This window comes from Spirosoma sp., assembly GCF_026391055.1.
In the GTDB taxonomy this organism is placed as follows: domain Bacteria; phylum Bacteroidota; class Bacteroidia; order Cytophagales; family Spirosomataceae; genus Spirosoma.
In genome coordinates this window covers 230,356-248,115 of record NZ_JAPLET010000020.1, presented here as the reverse complement: position 1 = coordinate 248,115, position 17,760 = coordinate 230,356, and the positions used below count along the sequence as shown (strand labels likewise).

At 49.6% G+C, this 17,760-nt stretch carries 15 protein-coding genes and 1 tRNA gene; 5 read left to right on the top strand and 11 right to left on the bottom strand.

Annotation, left to right across the window (positions count from 1 at the left end; genetic code table 11):
- Positions 1-128: 128 nt before the first annotated feature.
- The 7 genes from NT073_RS13915 to NT073_RS13885 all read right to left on the bottom strand — a co-directional run bounded on the left by NT073_RS13915 (position 129) and on the right by NT073_RS13885 (position 6,127).
- A complete protein-coding gene (locus tag NT073_RS13915) occupies positions 129-737 on the bottom strand; it encodes a S53 family peptidase (RefSeq protein WP_297374405.1) in 609 nt (202 codons plus the stop codon).
- A gap of 2 nt (positions 738-739) precedes the next feature.
- Entirely contained in the window at positions 740-1,723 is a 984-nt protein-coding gene (locus NT073_RS13910) for a protease pro-enzyme activation domain-containing protein (protein ID WP_297374403.1), read from the bottom strand.
- A gap of 119 nt (positions 1,724-1,842) precedes the next feature.
- Positions 1,843-2,256 carry an EamA family transporter gene (locus NT073_RS13905; protein ID WP_297374400.1) on the bottom strand — a complete coding sequence of 138 codons (414 nt, stop codon included), beginning with the start codon at positions 2,254-2,256 and terminating at the stop codon, positions 1,843-1,845.
- A 361-nt stretch (positions 2,257-2,617) separates the two neighbouring features.
- Complete coding sequence (locus tag NT073_RS13900; RefSeq protein WP_297374397.1) at positions 2,618-2,833, bottom strand: hypothetical protein; 216 nt, start codon at positions 2,831-2,833, stop codon at positions 2,618-2,620.
- Between the two features lie 122 nt (positions 2,834-2,955).
- A complete protein-coding gene (locus NT073_RS13895) occupies positions 2,956-3,573 on the bottom strand; it encodes a hypothetical protein (RefSeq protein WP_297374395.1) in 618 nt (205 codons plus the stop codon).
- A gap of 62 nt (positions 3,574-3,635) precedes the next feature.
- A tRNA-Thr gene (locus tag NT073_RS13890) sits at positions 3,636-3,719 on the bottom strand.
- A 137-nt stretch (positions 3,720-3,856) separates the two neighbouring features.
- Positions 3,857-6,127: a DUF349 domain-containing protein gene (locus tag NT073_RS13885; RefSeq protein ID WP_297374392.1), complete on the bottom strand. Its 2,271-nt coding sequence runs from the start codon at positions 6,125-6,127 to the stop codon at positions 3,857-3,859.
- A gap of 93 nt (positions 6,128-6,220) precedes the next feature.
- Here NT073_RS13885 and pdxH point away from each other — a divergent pair, with 93 nt between their 5' ends.
- From pdxH to NT073_RS13870, 3 genes are all read left to right on the top strand, one after another.
- Complete coding sequence (gene pdxH, locus NT073_RS13880) at positions 6,221-6,862, top strand: pyridoxamine 5'-phosphate oxidase (protein ID WP_297374389.1); 642 nt, start codon at positions 6,221-6,223, stop codon at positions 6,860-6,862.
- A 222-nt stretch (positions 6,863-7,084) separates the two neighbouring features.
- Complete coding sequence (gene acs, locus NT073_RS13875; RefSeq protein WP_297374386.1) at positions 7,085-8,980, top strand: acetate--CoA ligase; 1,896 nt, start codon at positions 7,085-7,087, stop codon at positions 8,978-8,980.
- A gap of 171 nt (positions 8,981-9,151) precedes the next feature.
- Entirely contained in the window at positions 9,152-10,552 is a 1,401-nt protein-coding gene (locus tag NT073_RS13870; RefSeq protein ID WP_297374383.1) for a PQQ-dependent sugar dehydrogenase, read from the top strand.
- A gap of 350 nt (positions 10,553-10,902) precedes the next feature.
- Here the strand turns inward: NT073_RS13870 and NT073_RS13865 are convergent, their stop codons facing one another.
- The 3 genes from NT073_RS13865 to NT073_RS13855 form a co-directional block, all read right to left on the bottom strand.
- Entirely contained in the window at positions 10,903-12,075 is a 1,173-nt protein-coding gene (locus tag NT073_RS13865) for a heparan-alpha-glucosaminide N-acetyltransferase domain-containing protein (RefSeq protein ID WP_297374380.1), read from the bottom strand.
- Positions 12,072-12,971, bottom strand: a complete 900-nt coding sequence (locus tag NT073_RS13860) for a DUF1080 domain-containing protein (RefSeq protein WP_297374377.1) — start codon at positions 12,969-12,971, stop codon at positions 12,072-12,074. Before NT073_RS13860 ends, NT073_RS13865 begins: the two co-directional genes overlap by 4 nt.
- Positions 12,972-13,033: 62 nt before the next feature.
- The gene (locus tag NT073_RS13855) at positions 13,034-13,999 is read right to left on the bottom strand and encodes a kelch-like protein (RefSeq protein ID WP_297374374.1); all 966 of its coding nucleotides are present in this window, start codon (positions 13,997-13,999) and stop codon (positions 13,034-13,036) included.
- A 138-nt stretch (positions 14,000-14,137) separates the two neighbouring features.
- On the opposite strand from NT073_RS13855, the gene NT073_RS13850 reads away from it, so the two are divergent.
- A complete protein-coding gene (locus NT073_RS13850) occupies positions 14,138-15,790 on the top strand; it encodes a catalase (protein WP_297374370.1) in 1,653 nt (550 codons plus the stop codon).
- A gap of 149 nt (positions 15,791-15,939) precedes the next feature.
- Here the strand turns inward: NT073_RS13850 and NT073_RS13845 are convergent, their stop codons facing one another.
- Positions 15,940-16,404, bottom strand: a complete 465-nt coding sequence (locus NT073_RS13845) for an Lrp/AsnC family transcriptional regulator (protein WP_012927444.1) — start codon at positions 16,402-16,404, stop codon at positions 15,940-15,942.
- 176 nt (positions 16,405-16,580) lie between these two features.
- Between NT073_RS13845 and ald the strand changes: the two genes are divergently transcribed.
- The gene (gene ald, locus NT073_RS13840) at positions 16,581-17,711 is read left to right on the top strand and encodes an alanine dehydrogenase (RefSeq protein WP_297374365.1); all 1,131 of its coding nucleotides are present in this window, start codon (positions 16,581-16,583) and stop codon (positions 17,709-17,711) included.
- The last annotated feature ends 49 nt before the right edge of the window (positions 17,712-17,760 follow it).

Genomic DNA, 17,760 nt, shown 5'->3' with positions numbered 1-17,760 from the left:
AACTATCCGGTTTTTTGGCAGTATCTTTTTATCCTGCTCCTACTCGTGCTACTCTTAACTCCAGTTCTGCTGCACTTTCTGGCTTAATGCCATTCGTTACTAGATTATCAGAATCGATTAGAAAGCGGTTAAGCCACAGGTGTAGCTGTTAACACACTGACAAGCTTCTTTCCATCGGCAACACCAAGACCGGTACAGGCATCCCAGCCGGTGGTTGCTGCATAGCCTTTGTTTCCTGTCGTTGTATTGTTGTTTCCCTGAGTAATATCCCTGAAAGCAACCGGATTGGCATAAATAAGCGGATGTATAAAGCCAACGGCTTTACCCCGCTGCTGGTTAATAAGGGCAATCAGCCCCGCCATTAGTGGAGCCACCGCACTTGTCCCGCCAAACACAAGGTTACTACCGTCAACCCGCACGGCATAACCCGTTACGGGGTCGGCTACGGCGGCTACATCGGGAACACCCCGGCCCATTCGGGTTTTATCATTGACGGAGGGGGGCACATGACTTTTATGCTGGTAATCCGGCAGATCAAATACATCACTAACCCCGCCCCCTGTTGCACTGGTCTTACTTTCATGCCAGACCACTTCCGACGCAATAGTATTGTCGGTGGCGGTGAGTTTTGTGCCGCCACAGGCCAGCACGAACGGGCTCGAAGCCGGGAAATCAACGTGCGCGCTCCCATCACCCACACTATCATCGGACCCGGTATCGCCCGCAGCGGCACACACGGTTATGCCCAAAGCCGCAGCCGCCTGAAAGGCCTGATTGAACGACGTGAGCGCTGGGGTGTCCAGTTACTTTCTGCAGCTCCCCAACTGATGGAAATGACCGACGGCTTGTTTTTCGTGTCGTGCATGGCCGTGGTGATCGCATCCAGAAACCCCTGGTCCGTATTTGGGGCGAAATAGACCACAATTTTTGCCCCCGGTGCCACCCCACCGGCAACGTCGATGTCGAGCATGACCTCACCGTCGGCACTGTCGGCCGTACTAGGCGCGTTATGCCCCCCATCGACCGAAACAGCCACAACCGTTGGTGGTTTAAGTCCGAGGTTACCGAAATAAGTTTTAATATCAGCGGTGCGGAAGCCGCCCCCTAATTCGATTATGGCAATGCATTGCCCTTTTCCCGTTACCCCGGTCGGGAAATTATAAAGTCGGGCCAGTTGGGGTGGTGTATAGGAGAGACCACCCGCCCGGGGAGCCACTTTTGTTCCTTTTTCCGGCTTATAGATCTGAAAATGGGCTAGTGCCTGTGGCCGGTTGTCAAGTCCAAACACACCTTCTATTTGCTCGACCAATTCGGAAGGGACACTGATAACACCTGTCCGGCCCCGAAACACGCTTCCATCGGCCAGTTGGTAATTGGCAAGCGACACGCCGAATGCCTGTTCCATTTGCGCTACTGTTCCTCGCAGTAGAACACTGCGCCGGGCAAGACTCTGTTCGACCAAACTTAAGTCATAGGCCGTAGCAAAAGCTTCCACCTGTCTGACAATGGCCGGGTCGGCACCGAATCGGCTGGCATACTCACTTCGGCTCATAACCTCTGTTACCGGGGCGGTTGTACTTACCAGCGACGCCAGTGTTCGTTTGCGACGAATGCGTATGGTGACGGTCAACACCTCATTTGGATCAAGCGTTTGTAAAGGGGCAGCGTTGGGAACGGTCTTTTCGCTACCGGGTAGCGGAACGAGTTGATCAAAAGCGCTCATAACGGAGAAGTAATTGGAGTTGGCCTATACAGGATGATTCTTTACTAACGAATTCCAGCCGCTTTTGTCGGATTAAAATTCAGTAAAAAGGCCCCTAAAATACGCTCTAAAGGCCTATTCTACCAGATAAGTATCAATGTGCCGCCAATAATCAGCGTTGCGCCCAAAGCCGATTTCCAGGTCAACACTTCGCCCAGAAATAAAACCGACAGTAAAATCGCTATGGCTACACTTAATTTGTCGACCGGCGCTACCTGCGACACTTTTCCCAGTTGTAGTGCTTTAAAGTAAAAAACCCAGGATAGCCCCGTTGCCGCGCCGGAGAGTATTAGAAAAACCCAATTCTGACGGGTAAGGCCGGGCAAGGAATCTACCCCACCCCGGTAAAAGACAATGCCCCAGGCTACCAGTAGGATAACAACAGTACGAATAGCTGTTGCCAGGTTTGTATCGACTCCTTTAATGCCAATTTTTGCCAGTACGGCCGTTAGGGCAGCGAAAAAGGCCGAAAGCAATGCATAGATCCACCACATAAGGAAGTGTAAGATTTACGGTTAGCCGGAAGATTGGCAAACTGGCAACATTTCTATTTAAAAAGAAACAATCAATGCGTAATAATGATGTAAATGAGTAGATGGAGTGGTGTTAAAGTAGACGGGGCCGTTCGTACATATTGGGGTTAATGAGCTGTGACCTGAGCGCTATTCTCAGGGTCTAAACAGCATCTACCAACCTATTGATACATGCCCGGCCTACCTGTTGTAGGTAGGGCATTTTCACATTACATAGTGGTTACAGAATTAACAACAGGAGTGCATCAGTGATTCGATTATAAGCACTTTAAGCGCCGTGGGAACGAGGTGTTTATTAACCAGCCGGAGATGGGTGCTCGGCCTACGGTTCTGTTTTTGTACTGGGTTCTAACTTCTGCTTAATCCGCAGCAATGTTTCTCTGCTGGCATTGTCTCCCGCCCGAAGGCCGTTAATAGCCAGATCGACGGTATTTTTTATATTGAATGTTGATTCCCAGCTAGATATTTGAAAATAGCCTTTGGGTGGCAGTTTTCGACCGGTAAAGAAGGCAATTAATTTCTCGTCAGCACTATTCATACGGTAAAAATACGCGTCGTAGTACTCCTATATTGCCTAAAAAGCCACTATTTGATTCTGTGGAAGCATCCCTGACAGGCTTAGGGGAGCTAAGCTGCTAGCGCACAGCCTATAGCTTTTTCTCAGTTTTTTTCTGGATGTATAGTCGAGTGCTGTTTTTCAAATCGATCGAATTCAATTAGGACCTGATCAACATTTCTCAGTTCGCAGTCTGAAGACAAGGCGAGTAATCGCTGACTGGCAATATCCAGCCTGCGCTTATTCTCCCGTTCGCAATTGCTGGTGTACCCCGTTGACTGAACCGCAAGAGCCACCACATCGTCCTGTAGCCAAACCTCCCCTTCAATCAGCATTGGTTTTCCGGGTTCGCCGGAACATAACCTAGTTGTATAAGGTGTTCGGGTAAGCCCCTGACCATGTTTCGCCGTAAATACCTTTTTCAGCGCATCACTATAATCGCAGGATATCCTAAATAATCGATCGTCGTAAAAGTATATCGAGATCGCTGTTACCCGTACGCCCTCAATCAGCACATTCGATGCTGTAAACGAACGGATGTGTGTACAGGGCAGGGCTATAGTTCCTTTGACATATGATTGATCATCTTCTAGAAATACATGCTTGTTGAGCGAATCCGTTGGTGTTAATGCTATTGTAAGGCTTCCCAATCCACGTAGCTTGGTTTGGGCAAGGAGCGGATAATGCAGACATAGCGCAACAAATAGTATAAAGTGTTTCATATGGGAAGTATACAAAAAAAATCAGCCACTTAACATTTCTGCTAAGTGGCTGATTTTAACTGAGCCAGTGGAGGGATTCGAACCCCCGACGCGCTTGCGCATCCTGATTACAAATCAGGCGGAATCGACCGCTATCCGACACTGGCGACTCCTTATTTAATCCGTTTCCGAATCGTGATGCAAAAGTAGGCTTTTTCGCTGTCCTATGCAAGCAGAGGCCTTAAAAGTAAAAAAGTTTTTTTTGACAGGAGAACAATCAGACTGATGTTCTCCTGTCAAAAGCTTATGCCTGTGCTACCCGCAGTTGGTGGCGCAGATCGTCCAACTGCTTTTCAGCATCGGCGATTTTCTTGTCAATTTCAGCGCGAAGTTTATCGGCATTCTTAGAGCGGGCGAAGAACTCGATGTTGTTGCGGTACGTAGCAATATCGTTCTCGATAGACGTGATACGCCGACGGATATCGCTTTCCCGTTTGTTGTCACCACCGTCGCGGTTTCCGCGGCCGAAGTCACGGTCACGATCACGGCCGCCCGAACGGGTTGCTTCTGCTTCACTTTGCAGCATGATCCGCTCTTTGTCTTTCGCCGGGATTTTACCGGTTGAGCCAACTAAAGCATTCACTGCGTTGATGTAGCGCTTCTGAATCGACTGCATATCTTTCTTCGGTACAAAACCAATGCTGTTCCATTCTTTCTTGAACTCATTCAATTCAGAAAGATCAGCGTTGGCACTTGCAGCCGCTTCGATCCGTTCGATCAGGGCAACCTTCTGTGCCAGGTTGTTTTCAAACTCGCGCTCGGTTTCCTGATTCTTGGACCGTTTCTTGTTGAAGAACGCATCACAAGCAGCTTTAAATCGATCGAAGATGGTGTTCTTCTGCTTCTCGGGCACTTGACCAATGTTTTTCCACTGGCGCTGTAGTTCGATAACCGTTTGGGTAATTTCGGGCGACTCTTCCCCAGCTGCCAGAATGGCCTCAACCTGCTCGCAGAGTTCGGTTTTAGCTCGTAGGTTTTCTTCCCGCTTGCTTTCAAGCTGCCGGAAGAACTCGCCTTTGTTATGAAAGAACGTCTTTAAGGCAGCCCAGAATTTCTTACTCAGCTCTTTACCTTCTTCGCGGGGCATTGGGCCTTTGATGGCATTCCAACGATCCTGCAAAGCCATTACCGCTTTCGTTTTGTCGTTCCAGTCGTTAATGCTGTTCGACGTAAATGAGGTAATGGGCACTAACTCTTCGTAAATAGCCGACTTTTCTTCGTACAACTGGGCCGACTCTTTCCGCTGTTCGTTGGTTTGGCCGCGACGTTTGTCGTACAGCACGTCCAAGGCAGCTTTCATCCGGCCCCAAAGTACTTCCTGCTCCGCTTTAGGAGCCGGACCGATATGTTTATATTCTTCGAACAGCGCATTGGCTTCATCAATGGTTTGACGCGTTACCGGCGTCTCTTCCGCTGCTTTCGCCATTGCTTCGACCTTTTCGATCACCTCTGTCTTCAGGCTGGTGTTCCGTTTGCGGTCGAGTTCTTTTAATTCAAAATAAATGTTCCGGTTGCTGTAATACCGGTCAACCAGCGCGTGGTAAGTTGCCCAGAGCGTAGCATTGTGCGGAGAGTTCATATTCCCGGCCGCTTTCCACTCGTCCTGGATTTTCTTAAACTCGTTCCAGCTAACTTTAGGGTCGCCAGCGTTATTTTCGTCCGTTTCGACAAGCTCACGCAGGCGGGTCAGCAACTCCGTTTTAGAAGCGAAGTTTGTATCCTTTGCTTTATCCAGATTCTGAAAGTACGTATTCTTCTGGCTCTTGATGAGTTTATATAACTCATCGAACCGTTGTACCGAATCGTCGTATTTATAGTCGAAACCTTCTTCAGCACCCGTTTCAGCAACGTATGCCTGCAAAGCAGCTTCGCGCTCAGCCCGCTTCATCTGATCGAAAAGCGGCTTCACTTCCTTTAGTACCTGATCTGCTTTTTTGAAATCACCCGGCGTAACCGACGCAATGCTGATAGCCGCCATCTGTGTTTCGAGCAGATTCACAAAATCCTGCTTTGTAAACTGGCTGTAATCGACAGCTGCCTGTGGAGCGGTGTCATCTTCAGCATCCTCCAATTCAGCATATTGCGCCGTAATCTCTTCACTAACAGAGACTTCATCCGGCGCAGACTGACTTTCCTGAACGTCATCGGCAGATGGCGACGTTGTCGTATCAGTTGCCGCGTCGGACGCCGTTTCAGCAACCGGTGCAACGGCATCCGATGACGTAGCCACCGGCGTCTCGGCCGATAGATCCTCATCTGTAGCGTCGGCACTGGTGGCCTGAGGCTGTGTCTCTTCAGTTTCAGCAGAAAGCGTTTCTGTTTGTTCGGATACAGCGGTGCCATCCTCGACTACAGATTCTGGAGCCGGGACTTCTTCCGAAACAGCCGAATCTTCCGACACGGAACTATCTGCCGCTGCGGGTGTGGTATCTTCGGGCGTATTGACTGCCAGCACATCGGTTGCCTGAATTGGGGTTTCCGGCTGCTGGTTAATTTCCTGTTCTTCGTTTGCCATGTTGGGAACGTACCGATTACTTTTGCAAAAGTACGACAATATGCGGATTTTCTTGTAGTACAGTCATTGAAAAGCCACTAACGAACATATAAGATGCCTTCATCTATCAGCAAGTTACGGAACGAGTACACTTTAAACGGGTTGGATACGGCCGATGTTTTACCAGATCCGGTTGCCCAGTTCAAGGAGTGGTTTGACGCTGCCCTTAGTGCGGCCGTTCCAGAACCAAATGCCATGCACGTAAGCACCGTTTCGAAGGATGGTCGCCCGGATGGGCGGATTGTACTACTTAAAGATGTGTCAGATGCCGGTTTTGTTTTCTATACAAATTACGAAAGCCGTAAAGGACGTGAACTTACCGAACATCCGTTCGCTACGCTTACTTTTTTTTATCCCGAACTCGAACGGCAGATTCGGATTGAAGGCCGGGTAGAGAAGGTCGACCCCTCAGAATCAGACGATTATTTCAATAGCCGTCCCCGAGGGAGCCAGATTGGAGCCTGGGTATCAAATCAGAGTACCGTCATTGAGAATCGTGAAGTGCTGGAGAATCGACAGCGTGAACTCATCGCACACTTTGACGGTCAGCCTATTCCACGCCCACCTCACTGGGGCGGCTTCCGGGTTGTTCCCGATGTGGTTGAGTTCTGGCAGGGCCGTCCCAGCCGACTCCATGATCGTATCCGATACCGAAAAGAAGCAGAGAACTGGTTGATCGAACGGTTGTCGCCTTAACCGTTTCCTTTCGATTTCTACTTTTTTCTCCCTGCCCTTGTTTCATGAGTAGCCTGCTCTTTCTGGCTGATAAAAAACGAGTAAAAGGTAGGCAGTTGACCGTCGGGCACCCGGCATAGTATACAATTCTGAGGAGTGCATTAGCGATTCATTGAATGAGTGAATAGTTTTGCCCCCTACTTTTATTCTTATCTTACTTAGTCGCTCAATCACTCCTTGATTATGCGTATCCGAACCTTTGACGAGTACCAGGAAGCCTACAAGCACAGTGTAGAAGACCCCGAATCTTTCTGGGCCGAAATTGCTCAGGAATTTCAATGGCGTAAACCCTGGACCAAAACCCTGCAATGGAACTTCGATGAACCCAACGTGAAGTGGTTCACCGGAGGTAAACTCAACATTACGGAAAACTGCCTCGATCGTCACCTGCTTACTCAGGGCGATCAACCTGCTATTATTTGGGAACCCAATGACCCGAATGAAGCGAGTATTACCCTAACCTACCGGATGCTCCACGACCAAGTGTGTCGATTCGCCAATGTGCTGAAGCGCAATGGCGTGGTTAAAGGCGACCGGGTCTGTATCTATATGCCGATGGTACCCGAACTGGCTATTGCTGTTCTGGCCTGCGCCCGTATTGGGGCCGTTCATTCGGTGGTTTTTGGTGGTTTTTCGGCACAAAGTATTGCCGACCGGATTAATGACGCCCAGTGCAAGGTGGTCGTCACGGCCGACGGAGCTTACAGGGGTAACAAAGAAATTCCGCTCAAAAGCACGGTTGACGATGCCCTGATCGGTTGCCCAAGCGTACGAAAAGTGATTGTTCTGACGCGTACCCGTACCCCGGTATCGATGCTTAAAGGCCGCGACATCTGGTGGGAACAGGAACTAAAGCAGGTCACTGCCGATTGCCCCGCCGAGGAAATGGACGCCGAAGATATGCTCTTTATCCTTTACACCTCCGGCTCAACGGGCAAGCCCAAAGGCGTTGTGCATACCTGTGGGGGGTATATGGTCTATGCGGCTTATACCTTCCAGAATGTGTTCCAGTATGAGCCTGGCGATATACACTTCTGCACGGCCGATATTGGCTGGATTACCGGGCATAGCTACATTGTATACGGCCCGCTGGCCTGTGGAGCTACGTCAATTATTTTTGAAGGAACACCGACCTTTCCGGATTACGGCCGCTTCTGGGACATAACAGACAAGCACAAAGTCAACATTCTGTACACGGCACCAACCGCTATTCGGTCGTTGATGGGTTTCGGTCTGGATAAAGTGGAGAACCACGATCTGAGCAGTCTACGGGTACTCGGCTCTGTGGGCGAGCCCATCAACGAAGAAGCCTGGCACTGGTACGACGATCATATCGGTAAAAACCGCTGCCCCATTGTTGATACCTGGTGGCAAACCGAGACGGGTGGTATTCTGATTTCACCTTTGGCCGGTATTACCAAAACGAAACCAACTTACGCAACCCTTCCCCTGCCGGGTATTCAGCCGATTTTGGTCGATGAAAACGGCAAGGAGATCGAAGGAAACGGCGTGAGCGGCAATCTGTGTATGAAGTTTCCATGGCCGGGCATTTTACGGACAACTTATGGCGACCACGAACGTTGCCGCCAAACGTATTTTGCGACTTATCCGGGTTTATATTTTACGGGCGATGGCTGTCTGCGCGATGAAGATGGGTATTACCGGATTACGGGCCGTGTGGATGATGTATTGAACGTATCCGGGCACCGTATTGGTACGGCCGAAGTCGAAAACGCCATCAACATGCACACGGGCGTGGTTGAAAGCGCAGTCGTTGGTTACCCGCACGACATCAAAGGACAGGGTATATACGCTTACGTTATCACTGATCAGCAACCGTCCGACCATGACGCTGACCTGACCAAACGGGATATTCTGGCCACGGTAACGCGGGTTATTGGACCTATTGCCAAGCCCGATAAGATTCAGTTTGTGACGGGCTTGCCCAAAACACGCTCCGGCAAAATAATGCGCCGTATCCTCCGCAAAATTGCCGAAGGGGACACCAGCAATTTAGGCGATACGACTACTTTGCTCGACCCGGCGGTAGTTGACGAGATCAAGGAGGGGGCGCTGTAACCGCCAACTTTTGCTATTATTTTTACTAACGCCGGATGGAAACGTTCGGCGTTAGTATATTCATAGGAATGACTTCGGGAAATACTACGCGTTAGTTTGCTCAAAATCAGTAGAAACACCCGAAGCCCGGTGTTTTACAGGATGATACATTACAAGCCCACATAGAGAACTATGCTTAAATCTACCATCAGTGCTGCTTTTGCCGCTGTCTTTTTGCTCAGTAGCTTTCTTATTGAACAAAGACCCGCTGCGAAAACCGCCCGTGAGAACTACACTACCTACTGCTCCTCCTGCCACGGCGAAAAAGTCGAAGCGTTTGTCGACCGCAAGTGGAAACACGGCAACGCGAAAATTGACCTTATCAAAAGTATTTCGGAAGGATATCCCGATCTGGGCATGCCGACCTGGAAAGCCACGCTTAGTGCATCCGAAATCGACGCCTTAGCTGAACTGATCACGCAGAGTCTGAAAACCGTCGACCAGTACAAGTTTACCAGCAAGCCTACCTCCAATTTATTTGCCTCTGAGGGGCAAACAGTTAAGCTGGACACAATTGCCGAAGGACTGAATTCAGCTTGGGGGCTGGCGTTCCTGCCCAACGATGAACTGCTGATTACCGACCGTTCCGGCGATATTTACCGGGTCGACAAAAACCGGCAGAAGGTAAAAGTAACGGGTGGCCCAACGGTGCTGGCAGAAGGCCAGGGTGGTTTGCTGGATGTAGTCCTGCACCCGGATTATGCCAAAAACCAGCTTGTCTACTTCTCGTATTCGGCTGTAAAAAATGAAGGTGACCAGAAATTATCGACCACCGCTGTTATGTGTGCCAAGTTAACAGGCGCTGCCTTAACTGACCAGAAGGTTATTTTCGAGGCTCTCCCCTATTCAAAAACCCGGCACCATTACGGCTCCCGAATGGCATTCGATAACAAAGGCTTCCTGTTTGTTTCGGTGGGTGAGCGGGGTAATGAAAAAGAGAATCCGCAAACCATCACGAACGATCTGGGTAAAGTACATCGCCTGCACGACGACGGGCGTATACCGGCAGACAACCCGTTTGTGAACGACAAAACCGCTCGGGCGTCCATCTATTCGTATGGCCACCGGAATCCGCAGGGTATGATGAAGCACCCCGTTACGGGCGAAATCTGGACGAATGAGCACGGTCCACGCGGTGGCGATGAGCTAAACATTGTCAAAAAAGGCAGTAATTACGGCTGGCCGGTCATTTCGTACGGTATTAATTACGACGGTAAACCCATCACGGCCCTGTCGGCTAAAGAAGGCATGGAGCAGCCCCTCACCTATTGGCTTCCATCCATTGCTCCCTCGGGTATGGCGTTCGTTAACAGTGCGAAGTACCCCGGCTGGAAAGATAATGTACTCATTGGCTCATTGCGGTTCCAGTACCTGAATCGTTGCGTAATGAAGGGCAGCAAAGTGGTTAAGCAGGAAAAGCTACTACCAAACATCGGTCGTGTCCGAAACATCAAGCAGGGACCCGATGGGTATTTGTATGTGTCGGTTGAAGACCCCGGCTACGTATTTCGGTTAATGCCCGTATCCATGTAATTTGCCACTGGTCCTTATCTATATAAGCGCTTAAAGCAGCAAAGCCGGACTATGTTGTCCGGCTTTGCTGCTTTAAAGAATGAAATTTGTCGCTTGTTGTTATACCGAACCGCATGGCTCCGGTACAGTAACAATAAACTTAGCTTATCGTGTATTTAGCTACTCCTCCGAAATATCCGCCAGCACCATTTTAAAGCCAACCATCACCTCCTCGCCAGACAAAACCGAACTAATTCATCATCCATAAAACGTCAAGTTGGGGTATGTATAACAGTAGTTGCATAAGACATCGGTTTTCAACTTTAAAAAATCTACTAAAGTTGGTAAAGCAGTCAAAGCTGTACCCAGTATCACACATAGCGTAACCACCCAATCTCAGTGTGAGCGGCTTTATACTTTCCATACCACTTGCATAGTGGGTACAGCAGGACGACCAACCCAAGCCAGACGACGTACACAAGTTCGAGAGAAACACCCGCACCCGGCGGACGACCGAAGTTCAACGGTCCCGAAGGGAGGTCCGCCAGCGAATACCCTTGTAGCAGACTCATCCCGATCATGGACAGATGCACCAGATACCAGTGTAGAATGTAGTAGAACATCGGCACTTTACCGTACACTGTAAGCCAGCCGGTAAAGCGGTTATTAGCTCCATCAATGGCGGCTAAAAAGACCAGCATCAGGCTGAGCATAAGCAAGGCATAGAGCAGAGATGGCGGGTATTTGGTAACGTTGATAAACGACAGAAACGTAAACAGGCCACTTTTCTGAGGTGTCCAGGGAGCCGGATCGCCGTATAAATTCAGGAAACGCAACAGCACAAACAAAGCAAGCGCCCCTACGCCAATTCGCAGCAGAAGCGGTTTTCGTTGCTCCATTGACCGTTCCATCAACTGACCGCAGGCATAGCCAACCAGCATAATGCCCAACCACGGGATCAGCGGATAGGCTACCAGCAGGGCGAAAGTTGGGCTTACCGAAAAGAAATCTGTTCGAAAAAACAGTGCCCACAACAGTTTAGCCGTCGGGTTTGTGAATGCTGGTACAAGCTGGAGAATGTTATGTCCGAACACAATCATTAAACCAATCAGACCAACCTGCTTTGCCGGTAACTTCGACACGACCGAGAGGATAACCAGCCCACCACCAATGGCGTAAATAACCTGTAACATCAGCGACTGAAATCGGATGTCGAACCAGAAGGCAAAATTAATAACCGTCAGTTCGAGCAGAATCAGCACCAGTCCCCGTTTCAGCAAAAAGCGTCGCGCTGTCTTGTTTGTTTCAGCCGTCGCGTTTTGCTTTCTCAACGACAGATACGCTGATGTTCCCGACAGAAAAACGAAGGTTGGGGCACACAAGTGCGTGATCCACCGCGTCATGAAAATAGCCGGTGTGGTTGTCGCCAGATCGGTTGGATTCTGGGTGAGTGCGGGCGTATGGAGCAGATCACGAACATGATCGAGCGCCATGATAACCATCACCAGCCCACGGGTAATATCGATGGCTGTTACCCGTTTCATTTCTTGTAGCGGCATTTGGTATTATCTGCCTTCACGTAATACGACTTATAGTTTAGTGCCCTAGGGTTCATACAACCCTTAAGCTCAAGCACTTCTATATTTTTAAAATCAATGGGATGGCTTTCAGCCTGTAAAGCAAGGTACCCACTGCCAAGAGGGGTGTTAGCCTGACTTACCCAGTGCTTCTCGGCATTGGCACCAAATCGTCCGGCATTCCAGTCGTGGTCTTTACTAACGAAACCGCCACCCACCTGCGGCCGTTGATACGTTAACACCGTGTCTCCGTTGATCAGGTGGTGTACAATGGAATCGCCCAGTACGATCGCTTCAGCCGTAACCCACTGATCTCCATCGTAAGTTTTTGAATCGGAGTCTGTACAATGCTCGGGGCGGAGATTATTCCCGATAAACACCTGCGTGCCCGGCGTACAGAGATTGCCCGTATGGCGCGTTCCTTTCCCCAGGCCACCTAGTAACTGCATCTCCAGCGAAACAGGAAACGTTTGATTGAGCGACAGACTCTCTGCCGACTGCGAGTGCAGCATAATACCGCTATTCCGTACGTTCCAGGAATCACCACCGGGCGTTTGATTGCCTAAAAACCGGTATTGAAACCGCACCCGATAGTATGCAAAGGGCTTTTTGTAATAGATATGCCCGTATTTAAAATCAAACGTTTTGTACTGGTCATAGACAACACGCAGGATACCCTTCTCGACCCGGAAGGTATTCTGATAATTGTCGTTAAGTGGCCGTCCGGCAATTTTAATATCCCAGTCTTTCAGATCTTTCCCATTAAAAATCTGAACCCATTCCTCTCGATCGGCCGCCTTCTGGGCAAACGATACGGGAAGAACAAACAAGCCAATCAGGAGCAGGAGTAATAGGTTTCTCATATAGGGTAAATGATAAGGGAAGGGAATTGACTCGATAAGAACATGGATGGGACGGATTAAGCTTATTTCATTACTTCAACAGTGTTCAGTTCGGGTCCACCGCCATGATTAGCCGAGCCAGCAACAATATAGATTTTATCCTTGTAAACAACCGCCTGCGTACCATGACGGCCCTGCTTTAGGGTTGGACCAGCGGTCCATTTATTTGTTTTTGGGTCGAGCGCTTCGGCTTCATTATGGGCTAGCAGTTGTACTGTTTCGCCACCTATGATCCAGACCTTACCGCCCAGCGTCACGGCCGTAGCGCCCGCCCGCTGGGTTGGAATATTAGCTGTGGCGGGTAATGTCTCCCAGCGTCCCGTTTTAAAATCGTATACATCAACTTCGGCAATGGTCGTTTCCAGTACTTTATTGATCCGCGCCGTCGAATTACGGCCACCGGCCAGATACAACTTATCGCCTACAACAGCGGCCGTGATGTGATCGCGGGTACGGGGGGCATCGGGCAGCCGTTTCCATATATTGGTTTTGGGGTCATACTCATCCAGCCAAGCTACATGACCATCATAGTGCCCGTCGATAATGCCGCAGGCCATGTATATTTTGTTTTTGTACACGACTACGCCTGCCGAGCCCCGGAGCCGCTCCTTTGGTAGTTCAGGGCCGGTACGCCATTTCCCTGTTTTGGGGCTGTATATATATATGTTTGGCAAGGGAGTTTCGTGCGGGTATTTCCCCTGAAAAGCGCCCATTACGTACAGTTCACCCTGATAAGTGATGGCCTGAAAGTGGTTCATTTCAACGGGTGGAGTAGGAAGCGTTTGCCAGACAAGCGTTTTCAGGTTAAGTGCTTCGAGCGGTTTCATACCCCGGCCACCCACAGCATATAGACTATCCCCAATCAACGTGGCTGCGTTTTCGTGCCGAACGGAGCACGTGTTTTGTGTGGTAACGGGTTGCCAGGTTTGCGCGTGAACGCCCATACTGATGCTGGCAAAGCCCAGAAAATAGCGAAAATAGCCCTTCATAGAGGTTTATACAGAGAGGAAAAAGTAATTGATCAGTAAATCATGTTTCAGGCCGATACTACTCTAATTTATGGGTCATTTGGCAAACCATTTATCTATCCATTGGTTAAACCATAGAGTTAATATACAAATGTTGTTATGGAAACGAACCAAAACGGTAATGGTCAAAACGGGCATACACCCGGACCAGAATTCGGTGCCACCGGACTTCAGCCACAAGACCAGCCCACTGACCAGACCTTAACGACCAGGCAGGGTCACCCGCTTACCAACAACCAGAATGTTCGCACAGTGGGTAATCGTGGGCCAACCACGCTGGAAAACTACCCTTTCCTAGAAAAAATCAGTCATTTTGACCGCGAGCGCATCCCAGAACGCGTTGTTCACGCCCGTGGGGCCGGTGCACACGGTGTTTTTGAGGCCTACGGAATCGTTGGCGACGAGCCTGTTTCGAAATACACCCGTGCCAAATTGTTTCAGGAAAAAGGAAAGCAGACACCGGTTTTTGTCCGTTTCTCGTCCGTTATTCACGGTGGTCACTCGCCCGAAACACTCCGTGACCCGCGTGGTTTTGCCGTGAAATTTTACACTGAAGAGGGTAACTGGGATTTGGTAGGCAACAACCTCAAAGTGTTCTTCATTCGCGATGCGATGAAGTTCCCCGACATGGTACACGCCCTGAAGCCAGACCCAATAACAAACCGGCAGGATGGCGGACGCATATTCGATTTTATGAGCAATACGCCCGAGTCGGTCCATATGCTCACCTTCCTGTTTTCGCCCTGGGGCATTCCGGCCAACTACCGGCAGATGCAGGGTTCAGGTGTGAACACATATAAATGGGTGAATGAGCAGGGCGAGGGCGTACTAATCAAGTACCATTGGGAACCTAAGCAGGGAATCAAGAATTTGACCCAGCCCGAAGCCGAGCAGATTCAGGCCAAAAACTTTAACCATGCTACTCAGGATTTGTATGACGCCATTGAAGCCGGAAATTTCCCCCAATGGGAGCTTCTCGTTCAGATTATGAGCGACGACGAGCACCCTGAACTCGACTTCGATCCGCTCGACGATACGAAGCTGTGGCCGCAGGATCAGTTCCCGTGGTTGCCGGTGGGTATGATGACGCTCAACAAAAACCCGGAGAATTATTTCCACGAGGTGGAGCAGGTCGCTTTTGGCACAGGGGTGTTGGTCGATGGGCTGGATTTCTCCGACGACAAAATGCTTCAGGGCCGTACCTTCTCTTACTCGGATACGCAACGTTACCGCGTGGGCACCAATTACCTGCAACTGCCCATCAATGCCCCGAAAAAACATGTTGCAACAAACCAGCGCGATGGTCAGATGCAATACCGTGTTGACACCGCACCGGGTCAGAATAAGCATGTCAATTACGAGCCGTCGTCCATGAACGGTCTAAAAGAGGCACCCCGGACGTATCCTGATCACAAACCCTACATTTCGGGCAACCTGATGCGCCAGCCAATTGACCGGACCAATAACTTCAAACAGGCTGGCGAACGCTACCGGACGTTTGAAGATTGGGAACGCGACGATCTGATCAATAACCTGGTTGCCAATCTATCGGGTGCTCAGAAAAATGTGCAGGATAAGATGGTTGAGCTGTTTAGCCAGTGCGACGAGGATTATGGTCGGCGCGTGAAGGAAGGGTTACAAAAAGTGGCCGATGGCACAAGCGAGCAACTACACGGCCAGGCAAACACGCAGGTTGGTCAGGAAGCAGCCCAGCAGGCCGAAGCACTGGCCCACGATGCTAAGCCCTACTGAACAAATGGAAAACGGATAATGATAAACTGATTGTCCGTTTATCATTATCCGTTTTCCATTTGCTGAAGTCTGGAGGATGCTCATAACTTATCTGAAATCGGATTCATAAAATTCAGTAAAAAAGCCTCTCCTGCACAGGAGGGGCTTTTTTATTCAAGCGGAACAATGGTTGAGCTTTTAACATCAGCCATCACAAAAAAGCTGCTGATGTGCAGTGTGCCGGGAATGACGGACAACTGCTCCTGATAAAAATAGTTGTACGTTTCCATATCGCGGCTTACGATTTTAAGCAAATAATCGAATGTTCCTGACACGCGGTTACATTCCAGAACATCGGGTAAAAGACGAATAGCGCCTTCAAAATCTGCGAACGCATCGCGGGTTTGACGATCTAGCGTTACCTGACAATATACCATCAGCAGGTTCCCCAATTTTTTTTTGTTGAGTATTGTCACATACCGCTCAATGATCCCCTCCCGTTCGAGTCGTTTTATGCGCTCATGTACGGGTGTTTTCGACAGATTAATCCGCTGTCCTATTTCCTGTATCGTCAATCGGGCGTTCTGCTGAAGCAGGGTGAGAATTTTGCGATCAGTGTTGTCCAGGTTTTCCATACCGGCATTTTTACGGCTTACATTCGTATAACAGACTATAGGCAGACCTATTTCCTTCCAGAAAGGCAACTAACAGAATATTTTCCTAAAAAAAAACTTCCTGTTAGAAAACTAGTGTATCACATTTTACATTTGTGCTACGCAATTGAATTACTTCACCAACGCAAGTACACGTTATGGTTATTGGTGTCCCAAAAGAAATTAAGAACAACGAAAACCGCGTTGCATTGACTCCTGCCGGTGTAACCGAACTCCGTAAGGCTGGTCATACCGTATATGTCCAGGTAAACGCGGGCGAGGGCAGCGGTTTTGAGGACGAAGAATACATTGCCGCCGGGGCTGTCATGCTGCCTACTATTGAAGAGGTGTATGGCATTGCCGAAATGATCATGAAGGTTAAGGAACCAATTGCGTCTGAGTACGACCTGATTAAGCAGGACCAGTTGCTCTTTACCTATTTCCACTTCGCGTCTTCGGAAGAACTGACACAAGCTATGCTTGCTAAAGGAGCTGTTTGTCTGGCGTACGAAACCGTTGAACGTCCTGACCGCAGCTTGCCTTTGCTGGTTCCTATGTCGGAAGTAGCAGGCCGGATGGCGATTCAGGAGGGGGCCAAGTATCTTGAAAAACCACTGAAAGGCCGTGGTATTCTGCTGGGGGGCGTTCCGGGTGTTAAACCGGCTAACGTACTTATCCTGGGTGGGGGTATTGTCGGCACACAGGCAGCTAAAATGGCGGCTGGATTGGGGGCACATGTCACCATTATGGATGTTAGTCTGGCTCGCTTGCGTTACCTGTCCGACATTATGCCGCCAAACGTGCAGACCATGATGTCGAACGAATACAACATTCGGGAGATGATCAAAGTCTGTGACCTGATTGTTGGTGCCGTTCTTATTCCCGGTGCGAAAGCTCCTCACCTCATCACCCGTGAGATGCTGAAGCAGATGCGTAACGGTACGGTTCTGGTAGATGTAGCGGTTGATCAGGGCGGTTGCATTGAAACCTGCAGCCCTACTACTCATGAAAACCCGACCTTTATTATTGACGGTGTGGTGCATTACTGCGTCGCTAATATGCCGGGCGCTGTGCCTTATACAAGCACACTTGCCTTAACAAACGCTACTCTCCCCTACGCTTTGCAACTTGCCAACAAAGGCTGGCAGCAAGCGTGCCGCGACAATGCCGATCTTAAAATGGGCCTGAATGTGGTTGACGGAAAAGTAGTTTACAAAGGGGTTGCCGAAGCATTTAATCTGCCGCTTACCGAAGTTAGTACAGTACTGACCGAGGAAGAAATGGCTTAATAAAATATTACCTATTCATCGACAGACGCAGGTCGCATTCGCAAGAATG

What these genes read in the sequence shown, in the direction of transcription:
- NT073_RS13910 (WP_297374403.1), bottom strand. Translation starts at nt 1,723, where the DNA reads ATGAGCGCTTTTGATCAACTCGTTCCGCTACCCGGTAGCGAAAAGACC.
- NT073_RS13905 (WP_297374400.1), bottom strand. Translation starts at nt 2,256, where the DNA reads ATGTGGTGGATCTATGCATTGCTTTCGGCCTTTTTCGCTGCCCTAACG.
- NT073_RS13900 (WP_297374397.1), bottom strand. Translation starts at nt 2,833, where the DNA reads ATGAATAGTGCTGACGAGAAATTAATTGCCTTCTTTACCGGTCGAAAA.
- NT073_RS13895 (WP_297374395.1), bottom strand. Translation starts at nt 3,573, where the DNA reads ATGAAACACTTTATACTATTTGTTGCGCTATGTCTGCATTATCCGCTC.
- NT073_RS13885 (WP_297374392.1), bottom strand. Translation starts at nt 6,127, where the DNA reads ATGGCAAACGAAGAACAGGAAATTAACCAGCAGCCGGAAACCCCAATT.
- pdxH (WP_297374389.1), top strand. Translation starts at nt 6,221, where the DNA reads ATGCCTTCATCTATCAGCAAGTTACGGAACGAGTACACTTTAAACGGG.
- acs (WP_297374386.1), top strand. Translation starts at nt 7,085, where the DNA reads ATGCGTATCCGAACCTTTGACGAGTACCAGGAAGCCTACAAGCACAGT.
- NT073_RS13870 (WP_297374383.1), top strand. Translation starts at nt 9,152, where the DNA reads ATGCTTAAATCTACCATCAGTGCTGCTTTTGCCGCTGTCTTTTTGCTC.
- NT073_RS13865 (WP_297374380.1), bottom strand. Translation starts at nt 12,075, where the DNA reads ATGAAACGGGTAACAGCCATCGATATTACCCGTGGGCTGGTGATGGTT.
- NT073_RS13860 (WP_297374377.1), bottom strand. Translation starts at nt 12,971, where the DNA reads ATGAGAAACCTATTACTCCTGCTCCTGATTGGCTTGTTTGTTCTTCCC.
- NT073_RS13855 (WP_297374374.1), bottom strand. Translation starts at nt 13,999, where the DNA reads ATGAAGGGCTATTTTCGCTATTTTCTGGGCTTTGCCAGCATCAGTATG.
- NT073_RS13850 (WP_297374370.1), top strand. Translation starts at nt 14,138, where the DNA reads ATGGAAACGAACCAAAACGGTAATGGTCAAAACGGGCATACACCCGGA.
- NT073_RS13845 (WP_012927444.1), bottom strand. Translation starts at nt 16,404, where the DNA reads ATGGAAAACCTGGACAACACTGATCGCAAAATTCTCACCCTGCTTCAG.
- ald (WP_297374365.1), top strand. Translation starts at nt 16,581, where the DNA reads ATGGTTATTGGTGTCCCAAAAGAAATTAAGAACAACGAAAACCGCGTT.